At 42.2% G+C, this 26,916-nt stretch carries 18 protein-coding genes and 1 pseudogene; 13 read left to right on the top strand and 6 right to left on the bottom strand.

What is annotated here, in order from left to right; genetic code table 11:
- The first annotated feature begins 11 nt into the window (after positions 1-11).
- The 8 genes and pseudogenes from HMPREF1154_RS00115 to HMPREF1154_RS00080 all read left to right on the top strand — a co-directional run bounded on the left by HMPREF1154_RS00115 (position 12) and on the right by HMPREF1154_RS00080 (position 13,577).
- A complete protein-coding gene (locus tag HMPREF1154_RS00115) occupies positions 12-1,727 on the top strand; it encodes a DUF4836 family protein (RefSeq protein WP_009640492.1) in 1,716 nt (571 codons plus the stop codon).
- A 5-nt stretch (positions 1,728-1,732) separates the two neighbouring features.
- Complete coding sequence (locus HMPREF1154_RS00110) at positions 1,733-2,365, top strand: ABC transporter ATP-binding protein (RefSeq protein WP_232211941.1); 633 nt, start codon at positions 1,733-1,735, stop codon at positions 2,363-2,365.
- A gap of 11 nt (positions 2,366-2,376) precedes the next feature.
- Positions 2,377-3,555: an FtsX-like permease family protein gene (locus tag HMPREF1154_RS00105; protein ID WP_009640496.1), complete on the top strand. Its 1,179-nt coding sequence runs from the start codon at positions 2,377-2,379 to the stop codon at positions 3,553-3,555.
- A gap of 94 nt (positions 3,556-3,649) precedes the next feature.
- Positions 3,650-6,916, top strand: coding sequence for a type I restriction-modification system endonuclease (hsdR, locus tag HMPREF1154_RS00100; protein WP_009640487.1), 3,267 nt, complete (start codon positions 3,650-3,652; stop codon positions 6,914-6,916).
- A 117-nt stretch (positions 6,917-7,033) separates the two neighbouring features.
- Complete coding sequence (locus tag HMPREF1154_RS00095) at positions 7,034-9,646, top strand: DUF4062 domain-containing protein (RefSeq protein ID WP_009640484.1); 2,613 nt, start codon at positions 7,034-7,036, stop codon at positions 9,644-9,646.
- 158 nt (positions 9,647-9,804) lie between these two features.
- The gene (locus tag HMPREF1154_RS00090; RefSeq protein ID WP_009640472.1) at positions 9,805-11,223 is read left to right on the top strand and encodes a class I SAM-dependent DNA methyltransferase; all 1,419 of its coding nucleotides are present in this window, start codon (positions 9,805-9,807) and stop codon (positions 11,221-11,223) included.
- Positions 11,216-12,216 (top strand): annotated as a pseudogene (locus tag HMPREF1154_RS00085) (virulence RhuM family protein). The gene HMPREF1154_RS00090 and the pseudogene HMPREF1154_RS00085 overlap by 8 nt, the downstream one beginning before the upstream one ends.
- Positions 12,213-13,577 (top strand): restriction endonuclease subunit S, encoded by a 1,365-nt coding sequence (locus HMPREF1154_RS00080; RefSeq protein ID WP_009640489.1) that lies wholly within the window; start codon positions 12,213-12,215, stop codon positions 13,575-13,577. The pseudogene HMPREF1154_RS00085 and the gene HMPREF1154_RS00080 overlap by 4 nt, the downstream one beginning before the upstream one ends.
- A gap of 62 nt (positions 13,578-13,639) precedes the next feature.
- Here the strand turns inward: HMPREF1154_RS00080 and HMPREF1154_RS00075 are convergent, their stop codons facing one another.
- Both HMPREF1154_RS00075 and HMPREF1154_RS13045 read right to left on the bottom strand, forming a co-directional pair.
- Positions 13,640-14,443 carry a tyrosine-type recombinase/integrase gene (locus tag HMPREF1154_RS00075; protein WP_009640479.1) on the bottom strand — a complete coding sequence of 268 codons (804 nt, stop codon included), beginning with the start codon at positions 14,441-14,443 and terminating at the stop codon, positions 13,640-13,642.
- Positions 14,444-14,479: 36 nt separating this feature from the next.
- Positions 14,480-14,947, bottom strand: a complete 468-nt coding sequence (locus HMPREF1154_RS13045; protein ID WP_198004459.1) for a restriction endonuclease subunit S — start codon at positions 14,945-14,947, stop codon at positions 14,480-14,482.
- A gap of 508 nt (positions 14,948-15,455) precedes the next feature.
- Here HMPREF1154_RS13045 and HMPREF1154_RS00065 point away from each other — a divergent pair.
- A complete protein-coding gene (locus tag HMPREF1154_RS00065; protein ID WP_034566530.1) occupies positions 15,456-16,493 on the top strand; it encodes a hypothetical protein in 1,038 nt (345 codons plus the stop codon).
- Between the two features lie 74 nt (positions 16,494-16,567).
- Here HMPREF1154_RS00065 and HMPREF1154_RS00060 read toward each other — a convergent pair whose 3' ends face one another.
- Positions 16,568-17,797, bottom strand: a complete 1,230-nt coding sequence (locus tag HMPREF1154_RS00060; protein WP_009640499.1) for a 3-phosphoshikimate 1-carboxyvinyltransferase — start codon at positions 17,795-17,797, stop codon at positions 16,568-16,570.
- 296 nt (positions 17,798-18,093) lie between these two features.
- Here HMPREF1154_RS00060 and HMPREF1154_RS00055 point away from each other — a divergent pair, with 296 nt between their 5' ends.
- The 3 genes from HMPREF1154_RS00055 to gdhA all read left to right on the top strand — a co-directional run bounded on the left by HMPREF1154_RS00055 (position 18,094) and on the right by gdhA (position 21,595).
- Positions 18,094-18,702 (top strand): LUD domain-containing protein, encoded by a 609-nt coding sequence (locus HMPREF1154_RS00055; protein ID WP_009640505.1) that lies wholly within the window; start codon positions 18,094-18,096, stop codon positions 18,700-18,702.
- Positions 18,699-19,589: a phosphatidate cytidylyltransferase gene (locus HMPREF1154_RS00050; protein ID WP_009640473.1), complete on the top strand. Its 891-nt coding sequence runs from the start codon at positions 18,699-18,701 to the stop codon at positions 19,587-19,589. The genes HMPREF1154_RS00055 and HMPREF1154_RS00050 overlap by 4 nt, the downstream gene beginning before the upstream one ends.
- A gap of 665 nt (positions 19,590-20,254) precedes the next feature.
- On the top strand, positions 20,255-21,595 hold the full coding sequence (gene gdhA / locus HMPREF1154_RS00045; protein ID WP_009640509.1) for an NADP-specific glutamate dehydrogenase: 1,341 nt from the start codon (positions 20,255-20,257) through the stop codon (positions 21,593-21,595).
- A 58-nt stretch (positions 21,596-21,653) separates the two neighbouring features.
- Here the strand turns inward: gdhA and HMPREF1154_RS00040 are convergent, their stop codons facing one another.
- The 3 genes from HMPREF1154_RS00040 to HMPREF1154_RS00030 form a co-directional block, all read right to left on the bottom strand.
- A complete protein-coding gene (locus tag HMPREF1154_RS00040) occupies positions 21,654-23,813 on the bottom strand; it encodes a TonB-dependent receptor (RefSeq protein WP_009640500.1) in 2,160 nt (719 codons plus the stop codon).
- A gap of 103 nt (positions 23,814-23,916) precedes the next feature.
- Positions 23,917-24,237, bottom strand: a complete 321-nt coding sequence (locus HMPREF1154_RS00035) for a DUF6660 family protein (protein ID WP_144267029.1) — start codon at positions 24,235-24,237, stop codon at positions 23,917-23,919.
- Between the two features lie 194 nt (positions 24,238-24,431).
- Positions 24,432-24,638: a hypothetical protein gene (locus tag HMPREF1154_RS00030; protein WP_009640502.1), complete on the bottom strand. Its 207-nt coding sequence runs from the start codon at positions 24,636-24,638 to the stop codon at positions 24,432-24,434.
- A gap of 204 nt (positions 24,639-24,842) precedes the next feature.
- Between HMPREF1154_RS00030 and ligA the strand changes: the two genes are divergently transcribed.
- Positions 24,843-26,840: an NAD-dependent DNA ligase LigA gene (gene ligA, locus HMPREF1154_RS00025; RefSeq protein ID WP_009640495.1), complete on the top strand. Its 1,998-nt coding sequence runs from the start codon at positions 24,843-24,845 to the stop codon at positions 26,838-26,840.
- The last annotated feature ends 76 nt before the right edge of the window (positions 26,841-26,916 follow it).

The following is a 26,916-nucleotide window of genomic DNA, read 5'->3' as shown; positions in this document are numbered from 1 at the left end:
CTCAAAACCTTATGAAACGATTCTTACTAGGCTTAGTCCTCATTCTCGTCGCTTCTTGTTCTAAGAAGCCTGCCTCTTTGGCACTGATTCCCAGCGATGCTGCTTGGGTTGTCTCTATCGACTTTAAGTCGCTTTACCAAAAAGCGGATATCGGCTCCTCTGAAGAGGCTGCGGAGTTCAAACAGTGGATTGATAGCCTTTCCCTAACGGATAAGCAACGCGATTTCCTGCGTGAGCTGCTCCATAACCCAAGAAATTCAGGGGTACGTTTTCGCGAGCCTATCTATCTCTTCCAGTATGGACAACAAGGGGGCAATGGTATGGAAAACTATATCGGGATGGCCTGCTCTCTCTCCGATAAGGAAAAGTTTGAGAAGACCCTTAACCAACTTTTCGCCTTGTCCGACAAGAAAAATACCCCTACCGAGGAAAGTGGTTATAAGCTACTGAACATGGCCGAAGGCAAATATACACTGAGCTGGGACAGCGACAAAGCGCTTTTTCTGGGAGTAGGCGACACAGATGAAGAACCCGCTTCAGAACTACAAATCCCCTTGAAAGCCAAGCAACTCCGCTCCTTAGAGGCTAAAAAACAGATTACCTCCCTTGATGGCTTTGCCGATTTCCTTTCGGATCAGAAGGACATCAGTGTATGGGTCAACATAACAGACGCCTATGAGACTTTGGATAAGCGAGTACCCTCCGCCTCAGCGCTTTCTCCTTCGTTGTTCAACCTACAACAGGGAAGCTATCTCTATGCTACCTTGGAATTCGAGAAAGAGCAGATCATCCTCTCGGCTCGTACCCTATATAACGAAAAGTACCAAAAGCTCTTAGACAAACATCGTATAGGAGATGCTTCCTTTAACAAAAAACTCCTCAAACACTTCCCTGAGAAAATGCCTATGGCCTTCACAGGAGCGATCAATGTCAAGCACTACTACGAGTTCCTCAAAGAAGCTGAACCCGAATTGGTCAAAGAAGCCGATATCAAGCAATGGCTCGCCAAGAAAGACCTCCAGCTGGACAACCTCTTGAACCTTTTCGGAGGGAGTTTCGTAGTGGCCTTGGAGGACTTTGAGACGGGTATGAGTATTCCTATACCTGTGGTAGGAGCTAGCTTTGATGTCAATGATAAAAAGATCTTGGACAAAATGGTTGCTGAAGAAGGTGCCTTTACCAAGGAAGGGGATCGTTATAGCCTGACTTTCTTCTTTGTAAGTATCCATTTCGCTTATAATGACAAAGCCTTTTTCATAAGCAACTCCTCCGACGAGGTAGATGCTTTTATCGCTGGAAAACACAAAGATAACGCCTATAGTAGCTCCTTGGCTTCTCAGGCAGGCAAGAATACCTTCTATGGCTTTTTCAATCTGAACTTGGACGACTATCCTAGTATAATCAGGATGGCAATGAAGTCCGACAAGAGTGTCCGTGACGAAGCTTCCTTCCAGTGGCTTATAGACCACTCCAAGGACTTAGAAGTCAAAGCCAATGCCAAGGAAAACACCGCCTCCCTTATCTATCACATGAAAAATGTAGAGCGTAATAGTCTCTATAGCTTCCTTAAGTTTGCCAAGCAGGTCAATGCAAGCAAGGCCGCCAAAGGAAATAATGCAAAAGAGGACGAAGCCTACGAGGATCATGAAAACTACGAAGAAGGAGAAGCCTATGCAGAAGAGGAGATCATAGAAGAAGACGGAACAACCGAAAAAGGCGAAAAATAAAAACAATGGAAATCTGCTTACATCAGCTAAGACCAAGTTATATGGAACAGACAGAGCTAACTCCCTCGGATATTTATCTGAGGGAGCTGGTCGTCTTTGCCCCTGCTCGGTGCTATCTTATCCGTGCCCAGTCAGGTAGGGGAAAGACCTCCCTGCTAAGTTTCCTCTATGGGGAGCGCGATAGCTATGAGGGTTCTATTACCTATGATGGGATCGCCCGACCCAAAGACCTCTTTGCCTATCGCCGCGATAGGCTGAGCTACCTCTTCCAAGATCTACGCCTCTTTCCTTCTTTGACAGCCAAGGAGAATATACTGCTCAAGAACCGACTGACAGGCTATTTCTCCTCCCAGCAAATCAGCGAACTACTTGCACGGGTAGGGCTTGCCCATAAGCAGGATACCCCTGTGGCTACCCTCTCCTTAGGACAACGCCAACGTGTCGCCTTCCTGCGTGCCTTAGCCCAACCCTTCGAGGTGCTCCTTCTGGACGAGCCTTTTAGCCATCTAGATGAGGCCAACACCCATGTGCTCTGTGAGATCCTAAACGAAGAACTCTCCCAAAGAGGGGCTACCCTACTGATGACTGCCCTAGAGACCAACGCGCTGCTAAATTATGACCAAGTCCTACAGCTCTAAAATTCTGATGTATGCTCTATAAGCTCCAACGAAAAACGCTCCCCAAAGCCCAACTCCTCGGCTATAGCTTCGCCTTGATGGTAGCTCTAACACTATTAGGGGGCATTTGGCAACTCTATAAGGACGTAAAACCCTTGTTAGAGGAGCAAACAGATATATTTTCAAGTAACTATGCAGTAGTGAGCAAGCCCATTTCAGCAGTAAGCTCACTTGAGAAGGAAAGCATCTACTTCACTCCCCAAGAACAAGAGGCCTTGCAAAAAGAGTCCTTTGTCAAGAGTATGGCGCCCTTTTCAGTGGCTACCTTTAAGATCATGGCCTATACACATGAGGGAGAGGGCGAATTGCCGTTATTTGCTACCGACCTTTTCTTTGAGAGTATTCCCGACAAGTATATTGATGTTCAGAGCGACCAATGGCAGTGGACTCCCTCTCGATCCTTTGTCCCTATCATCATTCCTGAGAACTATCTATCCCTTTATAACTTTGGCTTTGCCGAAAGCCAAGGACTGCCTGTGCTCTCCAAGGGACTTATTGACAAACTCACCTTCGGCCTTCGCCTCTCTGGCAATGGCAAGGAAGCAATATTCTCCAGCCGTATTGTGGGCTTCTCTGCTAAAATCAACTCTATTCTCGTCCCAGAAGACTTCCTCGCTTGGGCTAACCAGACTTATGGGACACCCGCCTCACGTGTCTCTCGCCTTTTAGTGGAGTTCCATGACCCCTCACAGCAGGAGATATTGACCTACTTCAAGGCTCATAACTACACCATAAGCAAGGACGAGTTGGAACTGAGCAAAATGCGCTTTTTCTTCTCCTCTGCCCTTTGGACGGTAGTAGGGATTGCCTTACTGATATTGTTACTATCCGTAGCAGTGGTTATCCTTAGCTTGCATCTGGTCTTGCAGCGCAATAGGGAGCAAATCCGCTCGCTGCTTTCCATTGGCTACACACCTAGGCAGATAGCCCGTTACTATCAGTGGGTTGTCTGTCTCTTTACACTGGGGGCTATTATCGCCGCCTTAGTGCTCTGCTACGTGCTGCGTAACCTCTATATGGCCAAGCTCTCCCAGCTCTTCCCCATCTCCCCTACCAACTTTACCCTGCCCTTAGCCGCTTTTGCTTTGGCCATAGTGTTATGTGTCCTCTATAGCGTGATACTTGTTAGGGGGGTGAAAAATGAAAAGTAATCATCAGTTATTGATTATTAGTTAACAGTTTGTTAATAATATTAAAATCTTAAAAGAAATGCCTTACTTTTGTAACTTCCTATAAGGCTGCATTATGAGAAGTAATTTTGAATTTCTAAAAGATATTGAACCCCTCCTACTCTATCGTATTGCTTATTTGGCAGAGACTTACCTATATACCGACCCAAATGGCTGCTTGATGAAGCTACGCCAATTTGCTGAAGTTATGGTCAATGAGGTCTTTCAAATAGAACATATTGCCCTGCCTTATGATAACAATCAGGCCAATAGAATCAGTGTCCTTAAGCGGGAAGGAATTATAGAACACCAGTTAGGTAGTATTCTTAACCAATTACGACAGCGAGGGAATGAAGCCGTTCATGCTGGCTTTGACTCGGTTTCCTCTGCTAAAACAAACTTGCAAATGGCCTACCATCTGGCTCAGTGGTATGCCTTGAGTTATGGGGAGGGAACCGGAGGACATACCTTTGTCATGCCCAAAGAAGAGGATATACCCAATGTCGCCGACCTACAAGCCGAGAAGGAAGCCCAAGAGCAGCAGATCAAAGCCCTTACCGAGCAGCTCATTGAGCTACAAAAGCAACAGAGTTATTGGGAAGCTGCCCAGACCAAAGAGTTTATAAATGCTCAAAAAGAGCGCGCACGCCGCACCCTACAATACGCAAAGGATCTCCAGCTTTCAGAGGCCGAAACACGAAAACTCATTGATGCACAGCTGTGTGAAGCAGGCTGGCAGGCCGACACAGAACTCTTACGTTATAGCAAAGGTACCCGCCCACAGAAGGGGAAAAACCTTGCTATTGCCGAATGGCCTACTGACAAAGGCTTTGCCGACTACGCCCTTTTTGCGGGGTTGCAGTTGGTAGGTATTGTAGAGGCCAAGGCAAAACACAAAGATATTTCAAGTATCCTCTCCAACCAATGCAAGGACTACGCCACTCATATCAAAAAAGAACATGCCTGCTATCTCATTGGAACATGGGGTGACTATCAGGTGCCTTTTCTTTTTTCCACTAATGGACGGCGATACCTCAAACAGATAGAAACCAAATCTGGCATTTGGTTTTTGGATGTGCGACGTGAGGAAAATATCCCCAAGGCACTACAACACTGGAAAAGTCCTCAAGGCCTCTTGGAAGATTTGGCACAGGATATAGAGCGAGCCACTCAAAGCCTTGCGCAAACCCCTTACGACCTACTGAGAGACCCCAACGGACTCAACCTACGTCCCTACCAAATCCGCGCCGTAGAAGCTACCGAAAAAGCCTTAGCTGAAGCGCGTCGCTCGGTGCTCCTCTCTATGGCCACAGGGACAGGAAAGACACGCACCCTGCTGGCGATGATCTATCGCTTTTTGGCTGCCAAGCGCTTTAAGCGTATCTTGTTCTTAGTGGATCGCAATGTCTTAGGAAAGCAGGCGCTTGATGTGTTCAAGGATGTAAAACTGGAAGACCTACAGACACTCTATAATATCTATCCTATTAACTCACTAAGTGAGAAAACAATAGAGAAAGAAACCAAAATACAACTCAGTACGGTACAGGCTATGGTAAGGCGTATTCTCTATAATGAAGGAGAGCAAATGCCAACTGTATCGGATTACGACTTGGTAATCGTTGATGAGGCACACCGTGGTTATATCCTTGATAAAGAGATGAGTGAAGATGAATTTGCTTTTCGCGATCAAGACGACTTCACCAGCAAATATACCATGGTTATAGACTATTTCGATGCGGTGAAAATAGCGGTTACTGCTACCCCTGCCCTACACACTACCCAGCTCTTTGGCAAACCTGTCTTTGAGTATTCTTATCGCGAAGCTGTATTGGACGGATTTTTAGTAGATTATAACCTTCCTCACCATATTTTTACCCAACAGCGTATAGAAGGGATTCACTTTGCTAAAGGAGAAACCGTACAGGTATATGACGCTGAGAAAAACGAGGTGATAGATTTGTCAGAAATACCTGACGAACTGAACTTTGAGGTAGAACAATTCAACCGAAATATCATCGTAGAAGGGTTTAACCGTGCTGTATTGGAGGAAATTTCTCAATTCTTAGACCCTACTGGCGAAGGAAAGACCCTTATTTTTGCGGTAGATGATGCCCATGCCGACCTTGTGGTGAAGATTCTCAAAGAAATCTATGCTGAGCAAGGGGTAGATAACGATGCTATCCAAAAGATAACAGGTAGCATAGGAGATAAAAAGCGGGTAGAAGAGGCAGTTCATAAGTTTAAAAACGACACTTATCCCAACATAGTGGTAACCGTAGACCTACTTACCACAGGGGTAGATGTTCCTGAAATTACCGCTTTAGTATTCTTGCGTTTTGTAAGATCTCGTATCCTTTTCCACCAGATGATCGGACGCGCTACCCGCCTTTGTCCTAAGATAAACAAGGAATATTTTGATGTATATGACCCCGTGGGTGTCTTTGATTTCTTTACAGAAGTCTCTGAAATGTCGCCTATTGTGGTCAACCCCAGCACTACCTTAGAAGATATCATCAATGGCTTTGAACATACCGAAGACCCTGAGCTAATTGCCAAATATACCCAACAGCTCTTAGGCCGATTGCAACGACGCGCAAAGAATATTAGCCAACAGGATTTCGACTATTTCTGTAGCCTAAGTCAAGGCGTGTCTCCCAAGGATTTTTTAACCTCTCTTAAAAACACACCCTCCGAAGAAGTAAAGTCTTTTGTCAGAGAAAACATAAAAGCAATTGCATGCCTGTTCCATTCTCAAGCTAAGACGGTAAAGTACAAATATATCAGTGACAAGCCCGATGAGGTTTGCGAACACTATGTAGGCTATGGTAAGACTGAAAAACGCCCAGGGGACTATATAGAACAATTCTCAGCCTATATAGCGGAGAATCGCAATAAGCTCACCGCCCTGAACCTGCTCTGTACGCGCCCTTCGGAGCTTACTCGTAGTGACCTCAAGCGTCTTTACCTAGAAATGGCGCAAGAGGGCTATACCCTGAAAGAGCTGAATAAGGCATGGAACAATGCCAAGAATGTAGAGATCACCGCCGACCTCATTGGTATGATACGTACCTTAGCCCTAGGCAATGCCTTAGTGGATTATAAAATTCGCTTGGACAATGCTTTTGAAAAACTCAAACAGACACACAGCTTCAATGCTATGGAAACCAAATGGCTCGACCGTATCAAGACCTTCCTAGAGAAAGAACAATATATTGAAAAGGCTGACTTTGATACGGGTGCCTTCCAAAATGCAGGAGGCTACGAGAAGATTAATAAGGTATTTAAAAACCATTTGGGAGAAATTGTAGATGAATTAAAGGAATATTTGTTTATGGAGAGATAATTAAGACACTCCTAAATAGAGTAAATTCTATAGAAAAACAGTAAACAGAGAAAAAATATCTTCATGAAAGTATCAAAAAGAGTAAGAAAGATAAATTTAGAAATATAGAAAAATAATATGACTACACGAGAAATATACAAATGCTTTATTTCTTCCCCAGGAGACTGTGAAGAAGAAAGAAAAATATGTGAAAAAGTTATTGAAGAACTTAATAAAGGATTGGCTAAACACTTAAATATTAATTTTGAATCATTTATGTGGGAATATGATGTCCTGCCCGATATGGGAAAAAATGGACAGGAAATAATAGATGAACATATTAAAGACTCTAATTATGATATATTTATTGGCATAATGAAAAATAGATATGGTCAACCTACAAAAAAGGCAGGAAGTGGAACAGAACATGAGTTTAATGATGCCTTATTAAGAAAAGAAGGCAATAGCCAAGTTCCTCAAATACTATTCTTTTTCGGAAAAGAAATGGTTGACCCTGATAAATTTGATAAAGAACAATATGATAAGGTAAAAGAGTTTAAAAACAAAGTTAGAGGTTTAGGTATCTATACAGATTTTGATAGCATTACTACTTTTAAAGAATTATTAAAAAATCAACTAGAATTATTTATTAAACAAAAGTCCTCTATTGAAAATGCTGAACAAAAAGTAAGTCAGGTTGATGGTATCTTAAAAAAATTAGAATCTGATTTAGAAGAGTCTTTAAAATCTTACAATGAAAAGAGTCCTATTTGGATCGATCCTATTATTAGTTCAAAAAAAGAAATACCTAATAATCCCTCCAATAATGGAGATTATAGAATAGAGATAAAATCAATAATAGAATCCCCTAATAACATTATTATTAAAGCACCCTCTGAATTTGGTCTAACTTCTTTGGCACATTATATGAAATTAGAAGCTTGGAAAGTTGGTAAAATTTTTCTATATATTGATGCTAAAACTACAAAGAAACATAAAATTGTAAAAGATATTAATCAATTAATTAAAAATGATTATTTAGGTAATTTAAAAAAAATCGATTGTATCTTGTTAGATTCTATCTGTATCGAAGAAAATGGAATTATGCAAATGATTAAAAATGTATGTGATGAATTCCTAGATATACCTATTATCATTTTCAACACGATAGAAAATAATTTTTTCTTGAAATCAGATGAAGATGATAAAGTCGAAATAAAGAGGCCATTTCAACCATTATATCTATTACCTTTACAGCAAAATGATGTAAGGAAAATAGTAGTCAATTATTCTCGACAAAAATTATTGGAAGAAGATGATGATATTATATTAAACAAGGTTACAAAAGATTTAGAAGCTCTAAATTTACACAGAACTCCTAAAAATTGTATTTCAATCTTAAGAGCCTCATCAAAAATAGGATCAAATTATAGTCCTGTTAATCGAACAAGGTTATTAGACATAATTTTAAATACTATTTTTGAAGAATATGAAATTCCAACTTATCACAATAAAAAGCCAGATGTAAAAGATTGTAGTTTTGTTTTGGGTTATTTATGTGAAGTATTAACATTGAGGAATGATTTTGAATTTTCAGAAGACTTTTTCAAGTCCACATTAAGAAATTTTTGCAATGAGAATTTTATAGAATTAGATTTGACTTATTTACTTAATATTTTAGTTAATAATTCAATTATTGGAAAAAACTATAATTCATACTATTTCAAAAACTCATATTGGGTATTTTACTTTCTTGCTCATAGAATGAATATGAGTAAAGATTTCTTAGAAAAAATATATACTGATAAAAAATATATCGATTTTCCTGAAATTATAGAGTTCTATACAGGTATAGATAGGAATAAGGCTGACGCTTTGGAAACATTAAATAGAGATATTGAAGAAACTTTATTTACCATTAGAAATAAGGTGAAAATACCTGATATTAATCCATTTAAGTCTATATCTTGGAATCCAGATGTCAAAGCAATGGAAAAAGAGGAAGCTAAATTTAGTGAAGATATAATTTCGTCTGGATTACCTGATGAAGTCAAAGATAAATATGATGATAGAAATTACAACCAAATTAGACCCTATAATCAGGTAATTAACTCTGTCATGCGAGATTATTCTTTTTTGGTTTTAATGAGACAAATATCTGCTGCTTCTCGAGCTCTGAGGAATAGTGATTATGTAACATCAAATACAAAAACAGAATTATTAGATAAGATAATGCAATCTTGGAATGAGATAAATAAGCTTTTAATTGTATTATCTCCTTTACTTGCAGATAAGGGAGATGTTGCATTCGAAGGTGCTCGGTTTCTCTTAAATGAAGAAGATTTTAACATTCAAGATCCTAATTCAAAAAGGTTAGATGTATTATTAGCTGTTCCAACAAATGTTGTCAGATTTTTCAAAGATGATTTATTTTCATCAAAAATGGGACCTCTACTAATAAATAGGGCAAAAATAGAAACTAATAGTTTAATAAAACATGAACTTATGTTATTGTTAATAGCAGAAAGACCTCAAAAATGGAGGGATACTATTGATAATTACATAGTTAGCCTTGACAAAAATTCTTTCTTTCTATCAGGTATTTTATCAGCTTTAAATTTTAATATCGATTATAAAGCTACTGAAGCCGAAGATATAAGAAGCCTTAAATTTTTATCAAGAAAATGTAGAGCCAAACACCTATTTAAAAAAAATAATCCAAGTTTAGGATTAATGAATCGGCTAATTTAATTAAGTGAAATTTTAAAGTCCCTCAAATTTTGAAAGCCTTTTTTAGATTATATAGTCAATCAAAAAAGACTTCTCAAATTAGTATAAGCAACTATGGGGGCAAAGTCACGTAAGCGAGTATGTCTGGCAATTCGCCCTTCCTAAAGCAAATTATCACTATGAACAACCAAGAAATTGTAGCCAAACTATGGGCACTGTGCAATGTGCTCCGTGATGATGGTATCACCTACCACCAATATGTAACAGAGCTGACCTATATCCTTTTCCTAAAGATGGCCAAGGAAACCAATTCCGAAGGGGAAATACCTGAAGCTTATCGCTGGGACGCTCTTGTGAGCAAAGACGGTATAGAACTAAAGAAATTCTATAAGGAGCTGTTAGAACACTTGGGCGAACAGTGCCGAGGGAGGATTCAGGAAATCTATGCAGGGGCTAAATCCAATATAGAAGAACCTAAAAACTTGGAAAAAATCATCAAGACCATTGATGCTCTTGATTGGTATTCTGCCAAAGAAGAAGGCTTGGGTAACCTATACGAAGGCTTGCTGGAGAAGAACGCCAACGAAAAGAAATCAGGGGCAGGACAGTACTTTACCCCTCGTGTACTCATTGATGTAATGACGGAACTCACCCATCCGCAAGCTGGCGAACGCTGTAATGACCCTGCCTGCGGTACTTTTGGCTTTATGATTGCCGCTGACAGGTATATAAAAGACCAAACCGATGACCTTTTCTCCCTCTCCCAAGAACTACAAGAGTTCCAGATCAATGAGGCTTTCTCAGGGGGTGAATTGGTGCATGAAACCCACCGCTTGGCACTGATGAACGCCATGCTGCACGACATCAAAGGACCTATACAACTCGGCGATACCCTTTCTTCCTTAGGCAAGCAGATGACAGGCTATGATGTAGTACTGACCAATCCGCCCTTTGGCACCAAAAAAGGGGGCGAACGCGCTACCCGCGACGACCTTACCTTCCCCACTTCCAACAAACAGCTGAACTTCCTGCAGCATATCTACCGCAGCCTCAAGAAGGGCGGACGTGCCGCCGTAGTACTCCCTGATAATGTGCTCTTTGTAGATGGCGACGGCGAACGTATCCGCAAAGACCTCATGGAAAAGTGTAACCTACATACCATCTTGCGCCTACCTACGGGAATTTTCTATGCCCAAGGGGTCAAGACCAATGTGCTCTTCTTCGAGCGAGGACTTTCGGACAAAGGCAATACCCAAGAGATTTGGTTCTATGACCTACGTAGTAATATGCCTAACTTTGGAAAAACCAATCCCCTCAAGCGGGAACACTTTGACGAGTTTGTACAGTGCTACCAGCGTGATAACCGCCATAAGCGCCAAGAAACGTATAGTGAGGAAAATCCCCAAGGCAGATGGCGCCGATACACCTATGAGGAAATCTGTGCCCGCGACAAAACAAGCCTTGATCTGAGCTGGATACGTCAAGGTGAAGAAACCGAGGAAATACCTCTAAACGAACTCATAGCTACTATGGAGGAAAAAGCAGCCAAAATCACTGAAGCTATTGCACAACTAAAAGCCATTATGGGAGATGAGTAGTAAAAAGCCTAAAGACATCATACGAGCTTCCGTAGCGGAGTACCTAACCTTTGTCACCGCTACAGGAGAGAGCAATATCCAAAGCCTCTATGCCGACGAAAATGTATGGCTTTCCCAAAAAATGATGGGATTGCTCTATGGCGTAGAAATCCCTACTATCAATTATCATCTAAAGAAGATATTTGAAGACGATGAATTAGACGAGAATTCAGTTATTAGAAATTTTCTAATAACTGCCGATGATGGGAAAACCTATAATACCAAGCATTATAATCTATCAGCGATTATTGCGGTAGGCTACAAGGTCAATTCGGAAAGGGCGGTGCAGTTCCGCAAATGGGCTACGCAAATCATAGAAGAATTTACCATCAAGGGCTTTGCCATGGATGATGAACGGCTGAAAAACGATGGAACCCTACTAGGAAAGAAGTATTTCGAGGAACAGCTACAACGTATCCGCGAAATACGCCTCTCCGAACGCAAATTCTATCAGAAAATCACCGACATTTACGCTACTTCCATTGATTACGACCCTAAATCATCCGCTACCCAACGTTTTTTCGCTACAGTACAGAACAAACTACATTGGGCTATCCACGGACATACCGCTGCCGAGGTAATTTACGAGCGTGCCAATGCCGAAAAACCTCATATGGGGCTGACCATGCCCCAAAGGGGAAAATCTATCCCTTTGATGTGGTCGTAGCTAAGAACTACCTTACCGAAGATGAGATGGCACAGCTACAGCGTTTAGTCTCTGCCTACTTGGATATGGCAGAAGATATGGCCATAAGACATATCCCGATGACCATGAGCGATTGGGAAGTACGCCTCAACCGCTTTTTAGAATTTGCCGACCGAGAGGTCTTACAAGACACTGGTAAAATCACCGCCGAGATCGCTCATACACACGCCCTAGCGGAGTTTGAAAAGTATCGTATCGTACAAGACCGCCTCTTTCAGTCGGATTTTGATAAATTTATTGACTCATGAACACTAAGCAATTACGAAAAACCATATTAGACCTTGCCATACGAGGGGAGTTGGTACCCCAAGACCCCACCGATGAACCTGCCTCTGCACTCTTGGAGCGTATTCGTGCGGAGAAAGAGCAGCTTATCAAAGATAAAAAGCTCAAACGAGACAAAAAAGAAAGCGAACCAATTGATGAAGTCCCCTTTGAACTTCCAGAGGGATGGGAGTGGTGTAGGTTGGGGGAGATAGCCTATATAGCAGCAGGAAGTACCCCCGAAAGTTCCTCATTTGTTGATAAAGGAATACCATATTTAAAAGTTTATAATTTGCGAAATCAGGCTATTGACTTTGATTACAAACCTCAGTATATTAAGGAATCTATTCACAATGGGATACTAAAACGCTCAAAAACAGAAATAGGAGATCTTATAATGAATATAGTAGGGCCTCCTTTAGGAAAGTTGGCTATTATACCTACATCTTTGCCTGAAAGTAATTTTAATCAAGCAGCCGTACTTATACGTCCCTATCTTTATAAAAACATCATCAATAAATATTTGTTCTACTTTCTGTCTGAAATGTCAGAAATCAATTCTATATCAACCAAAGGTTCAGCAGGACAGATAAATATTTCTTTATCTCAATCTAAGAATATGAGAGTTCCTCTCCCCCCTCTCGCAGAACAACACCGTATTGTTGAAAAAATAGAGCAGCTGTTTGCTCTTGTGGATACTATAGAAACCCATAAAGAGCAGCTCAAATCCGATGTTAAGCAGGCTAAAATTCAGGTGCTCAACTATGCCATAGCGGGCAAACTCACTCACCAAGACCCTAACGATGAACCTGCAGAAGCACTTCTTAAGCGTATAGGCAAAACAACTGCCGCTGATACCCCTTATGAGAAGTTGCCAAAGGGATGGGCGTGCACACAATTACAAGTGCTTTGTCAACTCTTAGACGGAGAGAAGAAAGAGGCTGTCTCACTACCTTATTTAGATGTTGCCTTTCTAAGAGGAAGAACAGAAAGTAACTATAAAGAATCTGGTAGATATATTCCTAAAAATACTCATCTTATTTTGGTAGATGGAGAAAATTCAGGAGAAATATTTACCACTACCACAGAGGGTTATCAAGGGAGTACATTAAAAATCCTCAATATTTCTAAAGAAATAAATGAGCAATATCTATTCTATGTACTTAAGAAAGAACAACAACTTTTTAAAGAATCAAAGACAGGTTCCGCTATCCCTCACCTAAACAAGAAATTGTTCAAGGAGTTAAAGGTCTTACTTCCTCCTCTTGCAGAGCAACACCGTATCGTTCAGCAAATAGAAAACTACTTTACAGTTTTTGACCAAATAGAAAACGAATTAGCATAGGGGCGAATGACCATCTATGAGTGAATTGCATTCAAGGGCGAATGGCCATTCGCCCCTACGGCTTACCAATTGACAACCGTATCTACAATGGCTTGCTGCTCGCTGGCAGTACGCCTGAGATAGATACGAGTGGTCTCAATACTTTCATGTCCCATAAGGTCGGCAAGGAGCGTAAGGTCATTGAAGCGCTCTAAAAAGTTCTTAGCAAACCTATGTCTGAAAGAATGGGGATATACTACCTTAGGATTAAGCTGGTACTTATAAGCAAAGACTTTGAGCTGTTGGGCAATACCCCGTGGAGTGATACGTTTACCAAAGCGATTAAGAAAGATATAGCCCGAAGTAATCCCTTTTTCTTTAAGCCATAGGCTACTTTCCTCACGTAAGAGCTTAGGAATGTATAAGCGGCGTATCTTACCTCCTTTGCTATAAAGATCCAAATAGCCTTGAGTGAGGTGTTCTGCTTTTATCTGAATCAACTCACTCACACGTGCCCCTGTAGCAGTAAGAAACCATACGAGAAAATACCAATCCTCATACCCATCTTTTTTGAGTTGTGCCTTTAGGAACAGGTAATCCGCAAGACTAATCACATGCTCTAAAAAGTTCTTTTGCTGTACCTTTACAAAGGACATTTTCAGAGCGCCTTTCTTGACGAAGTCTAAGTACTTGTTAATCGCCTGCAAACGAAGGTTGACGGTTTGTGCTTTGTACTTGTCCAGCAGAAAATTCTTGTAAGCCATCAGGTTTGGCTTGTTGATAACTGGGTATTTTTCTAAGAAATACCTCACTGTCCACACATACGAGTCTATCGTATTAGGAGCCAAGTTGCTTTTCAGTAGAAAAGACTTGAATTGTTCTATCATTTCTTTAAAATTTAGAAATGATAATAAACGAACTTTTTACAAATTACTTTCTATGGTATCTAAAAAAGAAAAATAGTTTTCTATTTTTTCAACTATACGGTGCTGTTCTTGTAAAGGAGGGAGAGTAATAAAAAGTGTTTCTATATTTGTTTTTGTAATTTGAGGTTGAGCAGAACCTGTAATAATATTTTTCATATTGGTATTCTCTAGATAATAGAACAAATATTTTTTAGATAAATAGGAGTTCAAAGGAGTGACAACCATTGCATTCCCTGTTATCCAAGATTTAGGTTCAGTTATATTGACTGTTCCACAAGTTGCTCCTCTACAAGTCACTGCTATTTCTTCAGAATCGTGATTATATTTATCATAATATCCTATTATGCCATTAGCACCAAAAACCTTATATTTCCCTGTATCTGATATTTCTTTAGTTGTTATTGTCTTCGGTTGATATATGTTACACACTTCCCCCAGCCTACACCACGCCCATCCTTTTGGCAACTTCTCATAAGGGGTAATATGTACTCATTGTCGCATTTGCTTCTCCCCTAATTTGTGGCACTATTTTTGTGGTCTCTACAAGCCCCCCACGCTGGCGCGAGCTTGCAGCTCGTGCCCTTTAATAATGTGAGTTCGAACGTAAACAAAATTATATTTTTTCTCCCACAAAGCCAGCGAGTGCTCACAGCTGGGTATGTGAAACACGGATTTTCACAGAGAGAATAACACAACAACTAAGTATAACTCTTTAATTTCCACGGATAAATAAGGCCTTTGCCCTTATAAAAATCTGTGTAAATCACAACAGCACAATTACACAAACATAGAAAATCTGTGAAATCCGTGAAAATCCGAGGGAGCTTTCGTTATATCAAACTCACGTTAAATAAAGAAGACAACAAGTCATCTCTCTATGTTATAAGGAATGATGTCCGATAAAATAGTCATCTATTATTTGTACAAATAAAAGCCTACAATATCAGTAATCTGTAACCCAAAACTCAAAACTATGAAAAAATATCTCTTGTGCCTTCTGATAATCCTCTCCGCTTGCCAGCCTAAAAAGGAAGAGCAAGCCACAACCTCCCCTACTCCTACTGCGCAGGAGCAAGTACCCATCAGGCAAGAGGCCGATAACCAAGAAAACACAACACAAGCACCCACTACCCGCCCCGATTTCCCCATCGGCTCGGTAGTATATGTATTAGGCAAAGAAGATGCTAGCCCAGCCCCTGAAAAGGAAGACCAGCCCCAAACGGAGGATTTCGCCTTGGGAACCAAATTGGAAATAGTAGGCGAAGAAGGCCCCTATTACAAGGTCAAAAAGGGAACACATGAGAGCTATGTTCTCAAAAGCGAAGTAGGTTATAAAGATGAGATCTTCTCCCCTGAAGAGCTAGAGCAAGTCAGCTACCTCACCGAATACAAAGGTACTACGCGCATCCCTAAGGATTTGGATAATATCTCTGAGTTTTTCTCTATCTCCCTCATCTCCGAGGCCGACTATCAGCAGGCTTGGCAGCAGCGCCCAAAGCCTTTTGATAAGGGCGAGACAATTGAGAAAACAGGAAAAATCCTATCCCTGCCTTGCCAAAAGAAAAAAGTAAAATATGAGGACATCAGTCAGGACGGATTTAACGAGGCTATCTATAGCTATGTAGGCGAGCATAAGGACATAGAGCAATATATCGTACGTGTGACAGGCGCACAAGTGGTGCCTTATATACTCACCGATAAGGCCACAGGCAATGAGCTATATATGGACGGCTTTCCCTTGCTCTCAGCCGATAGAAAACATATTATCACCCTACATACCGACCCCATCAACGACGAAACCGATATCGCCCTCTACCGCATAGAGGGTACCGCTCCCCTGCGCCTTAAGACCATGGTCAAAGCCTCCTTGGCCTGGTGGCGATGTGCCATGAACCAGCAAACACCTGTTTTCTTAGGTGCAGACCAATGCCTCTATGCCGCCATCTACCCCATTGGCCTACCAGAAAACACAAGCAAACTACGCTATATCAAAACAAAGATTAATGATTAATGTCATTAATCATTGTTGGCATTAATCATTGTTGGCATTAATCATTAATCATTGCTGGCATTAATCATTAATTATTAATCATTTTCCGTAATACTTTCAAACTGTTCCCAAAAGTCTGGGAAGGACTTGCTTACCACTTCCATATCATTGATAATCAGCGATACTTTCAGTGATAGCGGTGCAAAAGCCATCGCCATACGGTGATCGCCATAAGTGTTGATAGAGACATTGCGAGGAATCTTGCGTGTGACTGTACTGCCAATCCATATTTCCTCTTGGGAGATATGCACCTCGGCATTTAGCTTCGTCAGTTCGTTCTTGAGTGCTTCCAATCGGTTGGTTTCCTTGATGTTAAGCGTATGTAAGCCACTCAAAAAACACTCTATCCCAAGACCAAAACAAGTAACCGCAATCGTCTGGGCTATATCAGGACAGTCCCTCAGGTTATAGGAGAATATAGGTGAGAGCAAGTCGCGCTCTTTAATAAGCTGTATCTTATCTCCCCAAAAGATAGTACGCACCCCGAAGGCTTGGTAAATATCCGCTACGATACGGTCGCCTTGCAGACTTCTCTCCTTATAGTGTTCCAAATAGAGCGAAGTCCCTATAGGGCTGAGTGCTACCATACTATAGAAATACGAAGCCGAACTCCAGTCGGGTTCCACCACTATTCTCTGAGGAGCAATGGCCATTGTATAGGGAATGGTAAAGGTATTCTCCTCATATGTCCCCTCTATACCCAGCTCATTGAGCAGCGAAAGGGTCATTCTAAGATAGGGAAAGGAGGTAATCTCTCCTTCCAATTGTAGGATTAGCCCATCGGTAAAGGACGGAGCCACAAGCAGCAAGGCCGAGATATATTGGCTGCTTACATTAGCTTTGATAGAGAGCAGACCGCCGCGTAGCTGCTTACCGCGAATATGCAAGGGCGGAAATCCCTCCGCTTTAGAGTAGTAGATATCTGCCCCCAATTGGCGCAAGGCATCCACCAAAATACCAATAGGGCGCTCCTGCATACGAGCCGAACCTGTCAAAAATATATCTTTGTCCTGGCAAGCGGCAAAGTAAGCCGTCAGAAAGCGCATAGCTGTGCCCGCATCTCCTATGTCTATGGTACTCTCGCCACAGTATAGTCCCTTATACATCGCCTCAGAATCCTTCGAGGGGGAGGCATTTTCTATTTGTAGTGTAGGATAAAGAGACTGTAGTAGCAGAAGTCGGTTGGTTTCACTCTTAGAGCCTCCTATAGTTAAGGTAAGGTTGTTGTCGTTCTTTAAGCGTTTTTTCTTTAGACGAATATCCATGTTGTATTTTAGAAAGTGCAAAAATACAAAAACTTTCAAAAAATAAAGACACAACTTGCTTGTTTTTGGCTACAAATTAACCTTTTTAACGTATACGAGCGTGGAAGAGAATAGAATAAAAGGCAGATACTAAACCCCACATTGCTAAAAATCATAAAACATTTCATTTATCCAATAAAAATTCCTATCTTTACACCTTGAAAGAAAATTAATGGTTAATGATTACGCCGATAATGATTGATACCAATGATCTGACGGACATTAATCGTTAATCATTAGTCATTAATCGTTAGTTAATGAATTGGCTATCAAAACTTTTCAAAGGAACATTCTCGGCTTCGCCAAGCCCTAACCCATATATGAAAGAACCACAGAAGGAACTCCCTATTGATGAGGCTTTTGTAAAAAACTTCAAAGATAAGGGGGGCATCTTTGTCTATGTAGAAAAGCGAGATGACCTCTCCAAGGTGTTCCAAACCATGGTCAGCGAAGCTGGCGAAGATACCTTCGTCTTTACCCATAATGAGCACTTAGACCAGCAGCTCTCGGCGGACTTTCCCGATTGTTTTGTTACCAATGACCAGCTCGCTACTCATTTTTTGACCGATTGCGAATATTTGGTAGCCGAAGAGGGTTCCATCATGTTCTCCTCTCGACAACTGGGACAAAAACGTCTGGACGAACTCCCCTCTACCCTGATTGTAGTGGCTAAAATCAGCCAAATCGTCGCCACCCTGATGGACGCCATGGGCGGACTTAACCGACAAGTACACCAGGAACGACCCAATAATATTCGTACCCTCAGAGCTTTTACGCCCCCTGAGGAAAAAGATTCTATCTTCTACGAAAACTGTTACCGAACCACATATCTACTCCTTTTGGAGGACTTAAATACAAACGAATGAACGAATTACTAAAACGCTGTATCACAGGCATTATATACGTGTTCCTACTCCTTACAGCCATTATGCTCTCCAATGCCGAGGCCTTCGGCTTCCTTTTCCTTGTCTTCGGGCTGATATGCCTATTCGAGTTCAAGCGATTGGTTCGCCTTACAGGAAGCACCATTTACCTGATTTTTCTATCCCTTTGGTGGTGCTTTAACTATCTGATTCCCATAAGCGAATTCGGAAGCAACCTCTTTGTCTATCTACTGCTTTTGGCAGTCATCTCCACCGATATTTATTTGGTGTTTTACCTTTACAAAAAGGAAAATGTCAAGTATGAGACCTGGCAGAAATTCCTCTTAAACCTATTCTATGTAGGGGGAGGCTGCCTATTCATCTCGCTACTTTACAAATGGGAGATTTATAAGAACGAACAAGAGTTGTCCAATACCTTTGCTTTTTGGGAATTTTCCCAGTGGCGCTTCTCCGAGGCTTTCTCCGAGGCGCAACATACCATGATTGCTATCTTAGCCATTATCTGGGCGAGCGATAGCTTTGCCTATGTCTCAGGTCGTTTCTTAGGCCGTACCAAGCTCTTCCCTTCGGTCTCTCCCAAAAAGACGGTGGAGGGCTTCATAGGAGGACTTGTGGGCGCCTTGCTTATTGCGGCATGGCTCTCCCTATATAGCAACAAAGAGCTATGGAAATGGCTGATCGTAGCTGCGGTATTGGTAGTAACGGGCACCTTGGGCGACTTGGTAGAGTCTAAGTTCAAGCGTGTGGCAGGCAAAAAGGATAGCGGCACCATACTCCCAGGGCATGGGGGCTTGCTCGATAGGCTCGATAGCCTTATTTTCGCTTCTCCCTTTGCCTTTATCACCCTCTTGGTGCTTTCATATTTTTAGACTTAATGGACAAAAATGTTGCCCACGCTGGCGCGAGCTTGCAGCTGGTGCCTTCTAATAATAGTCGATCAGAAATAGTTTGTGAAAAATTAGCATGAGCAGGTGTAGGGTCGAATGGCAATTCGCCCTTTATGTAGGGCAAGACCCCACGCTGGCGCGAGCTTGCAGCTCGTGCCCTAATAATGCGGATCAATAGTTAAAAATATCAGTATAATCTAATTCGTTAAGACGCAATAAATTGCGTCTCTATGGATAACTACGCTCATCAGGAGTTGTCTTAGCCAGCGTTAGGGTAGAGACGCAATTTATTGCGTCTTAGAAAGTTAGCAAATAATATTTTAACTATTGACCACGCTAGTGCGAGCTTGTAGCTCGTGCCCTCTAATAATAGCCAAACAGAAATAGTTTACGAAAAATTAGCATGAGCAGATGTAGGGGCAAAGTCCGCGAAAGCGGAGTATGTGAGCAATTCGCCCTTGAAAAAGAGCAAAGAAAATAGTTGCCTTTTTGTTTGTTTATTCCTACAATATTCCTTACCTTTGTAGAAAATTTAGTTGTTAGTTGTCAGTTGTTAGCTGTTAGTCGTCGGTTGTTAGTTCTAAGAACTAATCACTAACCACTAATCACTAATCACTAATCACTAACCACTGATAAATTAAATAATAATGGACGTACAAAAAATTATGGCCTCTTTGGAGGCAAAACACCCAGGAGAAAAAGAGTACTTGCAAGCAGTACACGAAGTGTTGGAATCCGTACAGGAGGTCTATAACCAACATCCTGAATTTGCTAAGGCAAAAATCATTGAGCGTATTGTAGAGCCTGATCGTATCCATACCTTCCGTGTGGATTGGGTTGATGACAAGGGAGAGGTACAATCCAACCTCGGTTATCGTGTGCAGTTCAATGCCGCTATCGGGCCTTACAAAGGTGGTATCCGTTTCCACAAAGCGGTAAACCCTTCTATGCTAAAATTCTTAGGTTTCGAACAAACCTTCAAGAATGCACTTACTACCCTCCCTATGGGCGGTGCCAAAGGAGGATCTGACTTTGACCCAACAGGTAAGTCCGATGCCGAAATTATGCGTTTCTGCCAAGCTTTCATGCTCGAATTGTGGAAATACATAGGTCCTGATACCGACGTACCAGCAGGTGACGTAGGCGTGGGTGGCCGTGAAATCGGTTATATGTACGGCATGTACAAAAAATTGGCTCATGAATACAATACAGGGGTACTCACAGGTAAGGGTATCAACTGGGGTGGCTCCCTTATCCGTCCAGAAGCAACGGGTTATGGAGCGCTTTATTTTGTAGACCATATGCTTAAAAAGCTCGGCCGCGATATCAAGGGACAACGTGTAGTGGTTTCTGGTTTCGGTAACGTGGCTTGGGGTGCTTCTGAAAAAGCTACCCAATTGGGTGCTAAAGTAATCGGTCTCTCTGGACCTGACGGATGTGTGGAAGTACCTGGTGGTATGACTCAAGAAATGATTGACTACCTACTCGAACTCCGCGCTTCTAACCGCAATATCGTAGCACCTTTCGCTGAGAAATTCGCTAAAGAAAGCAAATTCACCGCAGGTAAAAAAGCATGGATAATCCCTTGTGATATCGCCTTGCCTTGTGCTTTCCAAAACGAATTGAACGGAGATGATGCCAAAACCCTTATCGCCAATGGCGTAAAACTCGTAGCGGAAGTATCCAACATGGGTTGTACTCCTGAGGCTATCAAGGCTTTCCAAGATGCTAAATTGCCTTTCGCTCCAGGTAAGGCAGTCAATGCAGGAGGGGTAGCTACTTCAGGTCTCGAAATGACACAGAACGCAGCTCACCTTTCTTGGACTTCCGAAGAAGTAGATGCTAAGTTACACCAGATTATGGAGTCTATCCACAACGCTTGCCTCAAATACGGACAAGAAGATGGTTACATCAACTATGTAAAAGGAGCCAACATCGCTGGTTTCATGAAAGTAGCTCACGCTATGCTTGACCAAGGAGTGATTTAATAATTGAATATAGTTGTCTTCAAAAAAGGCTGTCTCGCTTTATGAGGCAGCCTTTTTCTTATAGCTTGAGCTTAATACCTCCGTTGAAAACAAAACCGTCCAAGGGAGCATAGATATCTTTGAATACGGGAGCACGCTCACTACCTGTATAGATACTTCCAAAACGGGTCTGACGTACATCCAAGAAGTTTTCAAAATTGATATAAACAGAACAATGTTTCCATAATTTCTCTACTATAAAACCTGTCATCCAGTAAGGATGCCCACGCTCTCCATCACTCAGCAGCTGTGAACTGAAATAATAGGCTTCTAACCCGATTTTCCACTTATCTTCCACTTCGTAAAACAAAATAGAGTTGGTACGGTGCTTAGCAGTAAGCAGATTGTCCGTAAAGACATCTCCCTCATGTAATTGAGTGTTGGTTAGGGTGTAACCCAAGAAAAGTTTGAAGTCTTTGTAACCTATTTTTACATTGGTTTCCAATCCTTTGGTGTGGATATGCCCTTCTATATTGGTTAGGTGATACTTCTTAGGTGATAGGTTTTCCAGCAATAGCGGATGGTCTAAGTAGGTATAGAAAAAGAGTTGATTGATACTCAGAGTCCATTCCTCTCCTAAAAGGGTCTGGTAATTAATATCAAAGTTGGCGCCATAACTCTTCTCCAACCGATTCTTTTGGCTACTCACAGGCAAGATGTTTTGATAATGAAATCGTTCGCTTTCCTCTGTGAATAAGGTAGGTGTTTTATACCCCAATCCGCCTGATATGCGGGAAGTGAGTTTCTCTGATAGGTGAAAGAGGCTGGCTAGCCTAGGAAGTACTACCCATCCATAGTCTTTGACAAAATCGGTGCGCAAACCACTTTCTATCTCCAACCATGGGGCGGTTTTCCAAGTATTTTGGGCAAATCCTCCTACAATCATCTCCTGCTCATCTCTCAAAGGGAAGGTAGTAAGAGGCTGTTCCTTAAAACGATGATCTAAAAGGGTTACTCCTATAATCCAGTCTGTTTTTTCTCTTTCCAAACCATAGAACCCTTCTGTAAAGCTGCTTAGCTGTGTTCCTGAAAAACGATAATCAGGCAGGACAATTTCTCTTTGGAAGTAGTTAATACTACTCTTTAGCTGGAATCGGGAATCCTCACTTATATGGTGGTCAAATGTTAGCTGGCCACCATAGCGATGAGTATTGTTTTCCTCAAAATAGTGATAGGCAGGGTCGGTATTGCCCCTTAAGTACTCTATATGTCCTCCTAACCGCTGCTCCATCATGGCATTTATCCCTATGTTCAGCGAGGTGTCTTCGTCAAAATAGAGGAATAGCTTGGGATTCACTACCCAGCGTTCAAAGCGAGGAATGGCAGAAAAGGGAGTGTCACTTGGTGCATAGGCTTGGTTTCTGCTATGAGAAGCAAAAAGAGTGGTACCTACATGATTGAATTTTTGTCCATAGAATGCATTCAAGTTTAATCCCTTAGCCGATGTGCCGTCTATATGAAAAAGTAGCTCTCTCGCTGGGGTAGGGGTCTTAGAGATCAGATTGACCAATCCTGCTATGGCACCTCCTCCATAGAGGGTGGAGCTGGTACCCTTGATGACTTCCACCTGCTTGAGGTCCAAGGGGGGCGTTTGCAGCAAACCCAAGCCACTGGCAGCTCCAGAGTAAGCAGGGAATCCGTCCTTGAGTATCTGGGTATAGCGCCCATCCAATCCTTGGATACGAATACCTGCATTGGCACTGATTGGAGAGGTTGTCTGTACTTGTATACCAGTGCTTTCACTCAGTAGCATCCGCAAATCACTGGGGCGCATGTTGGCTTTTTCATCTAGCTCTTCAGCTGTAATAAGCTCAATACGAGTAGGCACTTTCTCTATGGTACGGCTACTACGTGTGGAGGTGATAGTCAGCCCCTCCAGCTCGGTCTCTTCTTCCTCTAATTCAAGGATAAGAGGAATATTAGTCTGGGTAATAGTGTATTCAAGGCTTCTAAATCCAATAAAGGAGAATACCAGTACCTCTCCAGAGGCTGCTTTGATAGAGAAATCTCCTTGTTCATTGGTAGTAGTGCCTCTTGGAGTATCTTTGATGCGTATGGAAACGCCAAAAAGAGGTGTTTTATCCGTTGCGGAGGTAATATGTCCGCTTATTTTTTGCTCCTGCCCATAGAGGATACTACCGCCAAAGAGAACAAAGAGCAGTATAATGATATTTTTCATGGAATTTTATATGTAATAAATAGATAATGTTGGCACAAATTACAAAAACGCACCAGTCAAAGTAAAGTAGGGGCGAATGGCAATTCACCCTTATGTTGAAGAATTAAGCTATTTTAGGAGGAACCCAGATATTTCCCAAGTAGGAGGAATCTATAATAATATAGGGGTAGGAAATCAAGTGTTTGGTTTCTATAATAGGAGAAAGTGTTTCCAAGGGCGTCTCTTCAGAGACAGGAAGAGAAAGTACCATTTGGCAGCAATTGCAGATACATAGCGGGTTGCATAGGTCTATATCACCAGAAGAATGAGAGTGAGATGCACTCATCTCAGCCGTATCATTGCCCTCATATATAGGCATATCACTACATGGCAATACCAACAATGCCACAAGATAAAGACCTAATATGAATGCAATACTTTTCAAGTTCTGAGTTTTTATTTTGAGTTACTAATGACCCTTGCTGGTGCGAGCTTGCAGCTCGTACCTATGATTATAGAGCTTGTAGCTCCCATAGAGAGCCAAAAAATCTACCTAATGCAAGCTCGCGCCGGCAGAGGAGAATTGAATTTTAGTAGTCAGTTGCCAGTGACTAATCACTAACAACTGACCACTAACCACTATTTCTTCAGATAGTGGCTTACTATTCCCCAAGTGATAGCCGCCAATACAGCGGTTACTCCAGAGATAAAGAGCGCGCCCATAGCTGAGTAGCCATTGACAAACTTAAGGACTAAAAAGAGCAAAGCAAATAATCCCACACCAAAGATAACAGCCTGTGTTACAGCTTGTTTCTTCGCAGTTGCATTGGATAATGAATGTCCCATAATAGAAAGGATTTTATAGATGATTCTTTAGCTACAAATTTACGTGTTTATCTGTAGAAAAACAAGATATTTTTCGTATTTTTGCGCTTTATCACAACTAAGTGGTTAGTCTCTAATCATTAATCATTAATCATTAGTCATTAATCATTAATCATTAATCATTAGTCATTAGTCATTAGTCACTCGTCATTAGTCATTAAAGCTATGGTTCTACAGAAGATTGAAGCGCTCCGCAAGGAACTTAATGAGCACAACTACAATTATTATGTGCTCGATACCCCCTCTATTTCCGATTTTGAGTTTGACCAAAAACTCAAAGAATTACAGGAATTGGAGGCACAATATCCCCAGTACAAAGACCCTAACTCTCCTACGGTGAGGGTAGGGGGCGAGATTACCAAAAACTTCCCTACGGTAACCCACGAGTTCCGTATGTACTCCTTGGACAACTCTTACTCCAAGGAGGAGATAGAGGAATGGGAAAAGCGTGTCCTCAAGGGACTGGGTACAGACAAGGTGTCTTTCGTCTGTGAGCTTAAGTACGACGGGGCTTCCATAGACCTAACGTATGACCATGGCCAACTAGTGCAGGCGACTACTCGTGGCGATGGAGTGCAGGGCGATGAAATCACGGCCAATGTACGTACCATTCGCAGCGTGCCACTAGTCCTCAAGGGGGACTATCCTGACCATTTCCATATCCGTGGGGAGATTATCATCCTCAAGGAGGGCTTTAAGAAGATGAATGAGCAGCGTATAGCTGAGGGGGAAGACCCTTATATGAACCCTCGTAACACCGCTAGTGGAAGCTTGAAACTACAAGATACAGCCGAGGTCGCCAAGCGTCCTCTTGACTGCCTGCTTTACTATGTAGTGGGAGACAACCTGCCCGTAAATAACCAGTTCGACAGCTTACAGAAAGCCCGCGATTGGGGCTTTAAGGTACCCTCTCAATCCAAGCTATGCCACTCCACCCAAGAGGTGATGGACTTTATCAACTACTGGGATCAGCGCCGACATGATCTCCCTTACGAAACCGATGGAGTGGTCATCAAGGTCAATGACTTCCATGCCCAACAGGAATTGGGCTATACCGCCAAATCCCCCCGCTGGGCAATTGCTTATAAGTTTAAGGCAGAGGAGGTTACCACCACCCTAGAGAGTATCTCCTACCAGGTAGGGCGTACAGGGGCAATTACTCCTGTGGCCAATCTCGCTCCTGTGCTCTTGGCAGGTACCATAGTAAAGCGCGCCTCCCTGCACAATGCTGACCAGATTGCCAAACTGGATCTTCGCCTTGGTGACCAAGTATTTGTTGAAAAAGGCGGTGAGATTATCCCTAAGATTACAGGGGTGAAGTTGGAAGTGCGTCCGCAAGAGGCTACTCCTGTGGCCTTTATCACCCATTGCCCCGAATGTGGTACTGAGTTGGTACGCAATGAGGGCGAGGCGCAACACTACTGCCCCAATGCTTATGGCTGTCCACCTCAGATTACAGGGCGTATTCAGCACTATATCTCCCGAAAAGCTATGGATATAGAGGGCTTAGGCTCCGAAACAGTCGAGCTGATGTTCCGCGCAGGACTCATACACAACTATGCTGACCTCTATGAGCTGAAAGCTGAGCAAATACAGAACCTCGAACGCATGGGTACACGCAGTGCTCAGAATATCATCACAGGAATAGAGAAGTCCAAGCAAGTACCTTTCGAGCGGGTGCTCTTTGCCTTGGGGATTCGTATGGTAGGAGAAACTGTGGCTAAGAAGTTTGCCCGTACCTACAAGACCCTAGAGGCTTTCCGTACGGCCACCTATGAGCAATTAATCCAAATAGATGAGATAGGTGACCGCATCGCCCAGAGTGTCATAGAGTTCTTTGCCGATGAGAGAAATAAGGAGATTCTCCAGCGTTTGGAGGGCTATGGCCTACAATTTGCCTTAGCTGAAACCGAACAAACAACTCTCTCAGAAACGCTCAAGGGGAAAACCCTTGTTGTCTCTGGTGTCTTCGCTCGCCATTCCCGCGACGAGATCAAGGCCTTAATAGAAAGCCACGGAGGCAAAGTAGGTTCTTCCATCTCCTCCAAAACCAGCTATGTAGTAGCTGGCGACAATATGGGGCCTAGCAAATTGGAAAAAGCCACCCAATTGGGCATTCCCATCCTCTCAGAAGAAGCATTTGAAGCAATGATCCTTCTTTAATGATGCGAATCAATAGTTAAAACACTATTAACTAACTATCTAAGACGCAATAAATTGCGTCTCTACCCTAACGCTG

The sequence above is a fragment of the Capnocytophaga sp. CM59 genome (assembly GCF_000293175.1).
Classification (GTDB): domain Bacteria; phylum Bacteroidota; class Bacteroidia; order Flavobacteriales; family Flavobacteriaceae; genus Capnocytophaga; species Capnocytophaga granulosa.
This window is presented reverse-complemented; position numbering and strand designations above follow the sequence as displayed.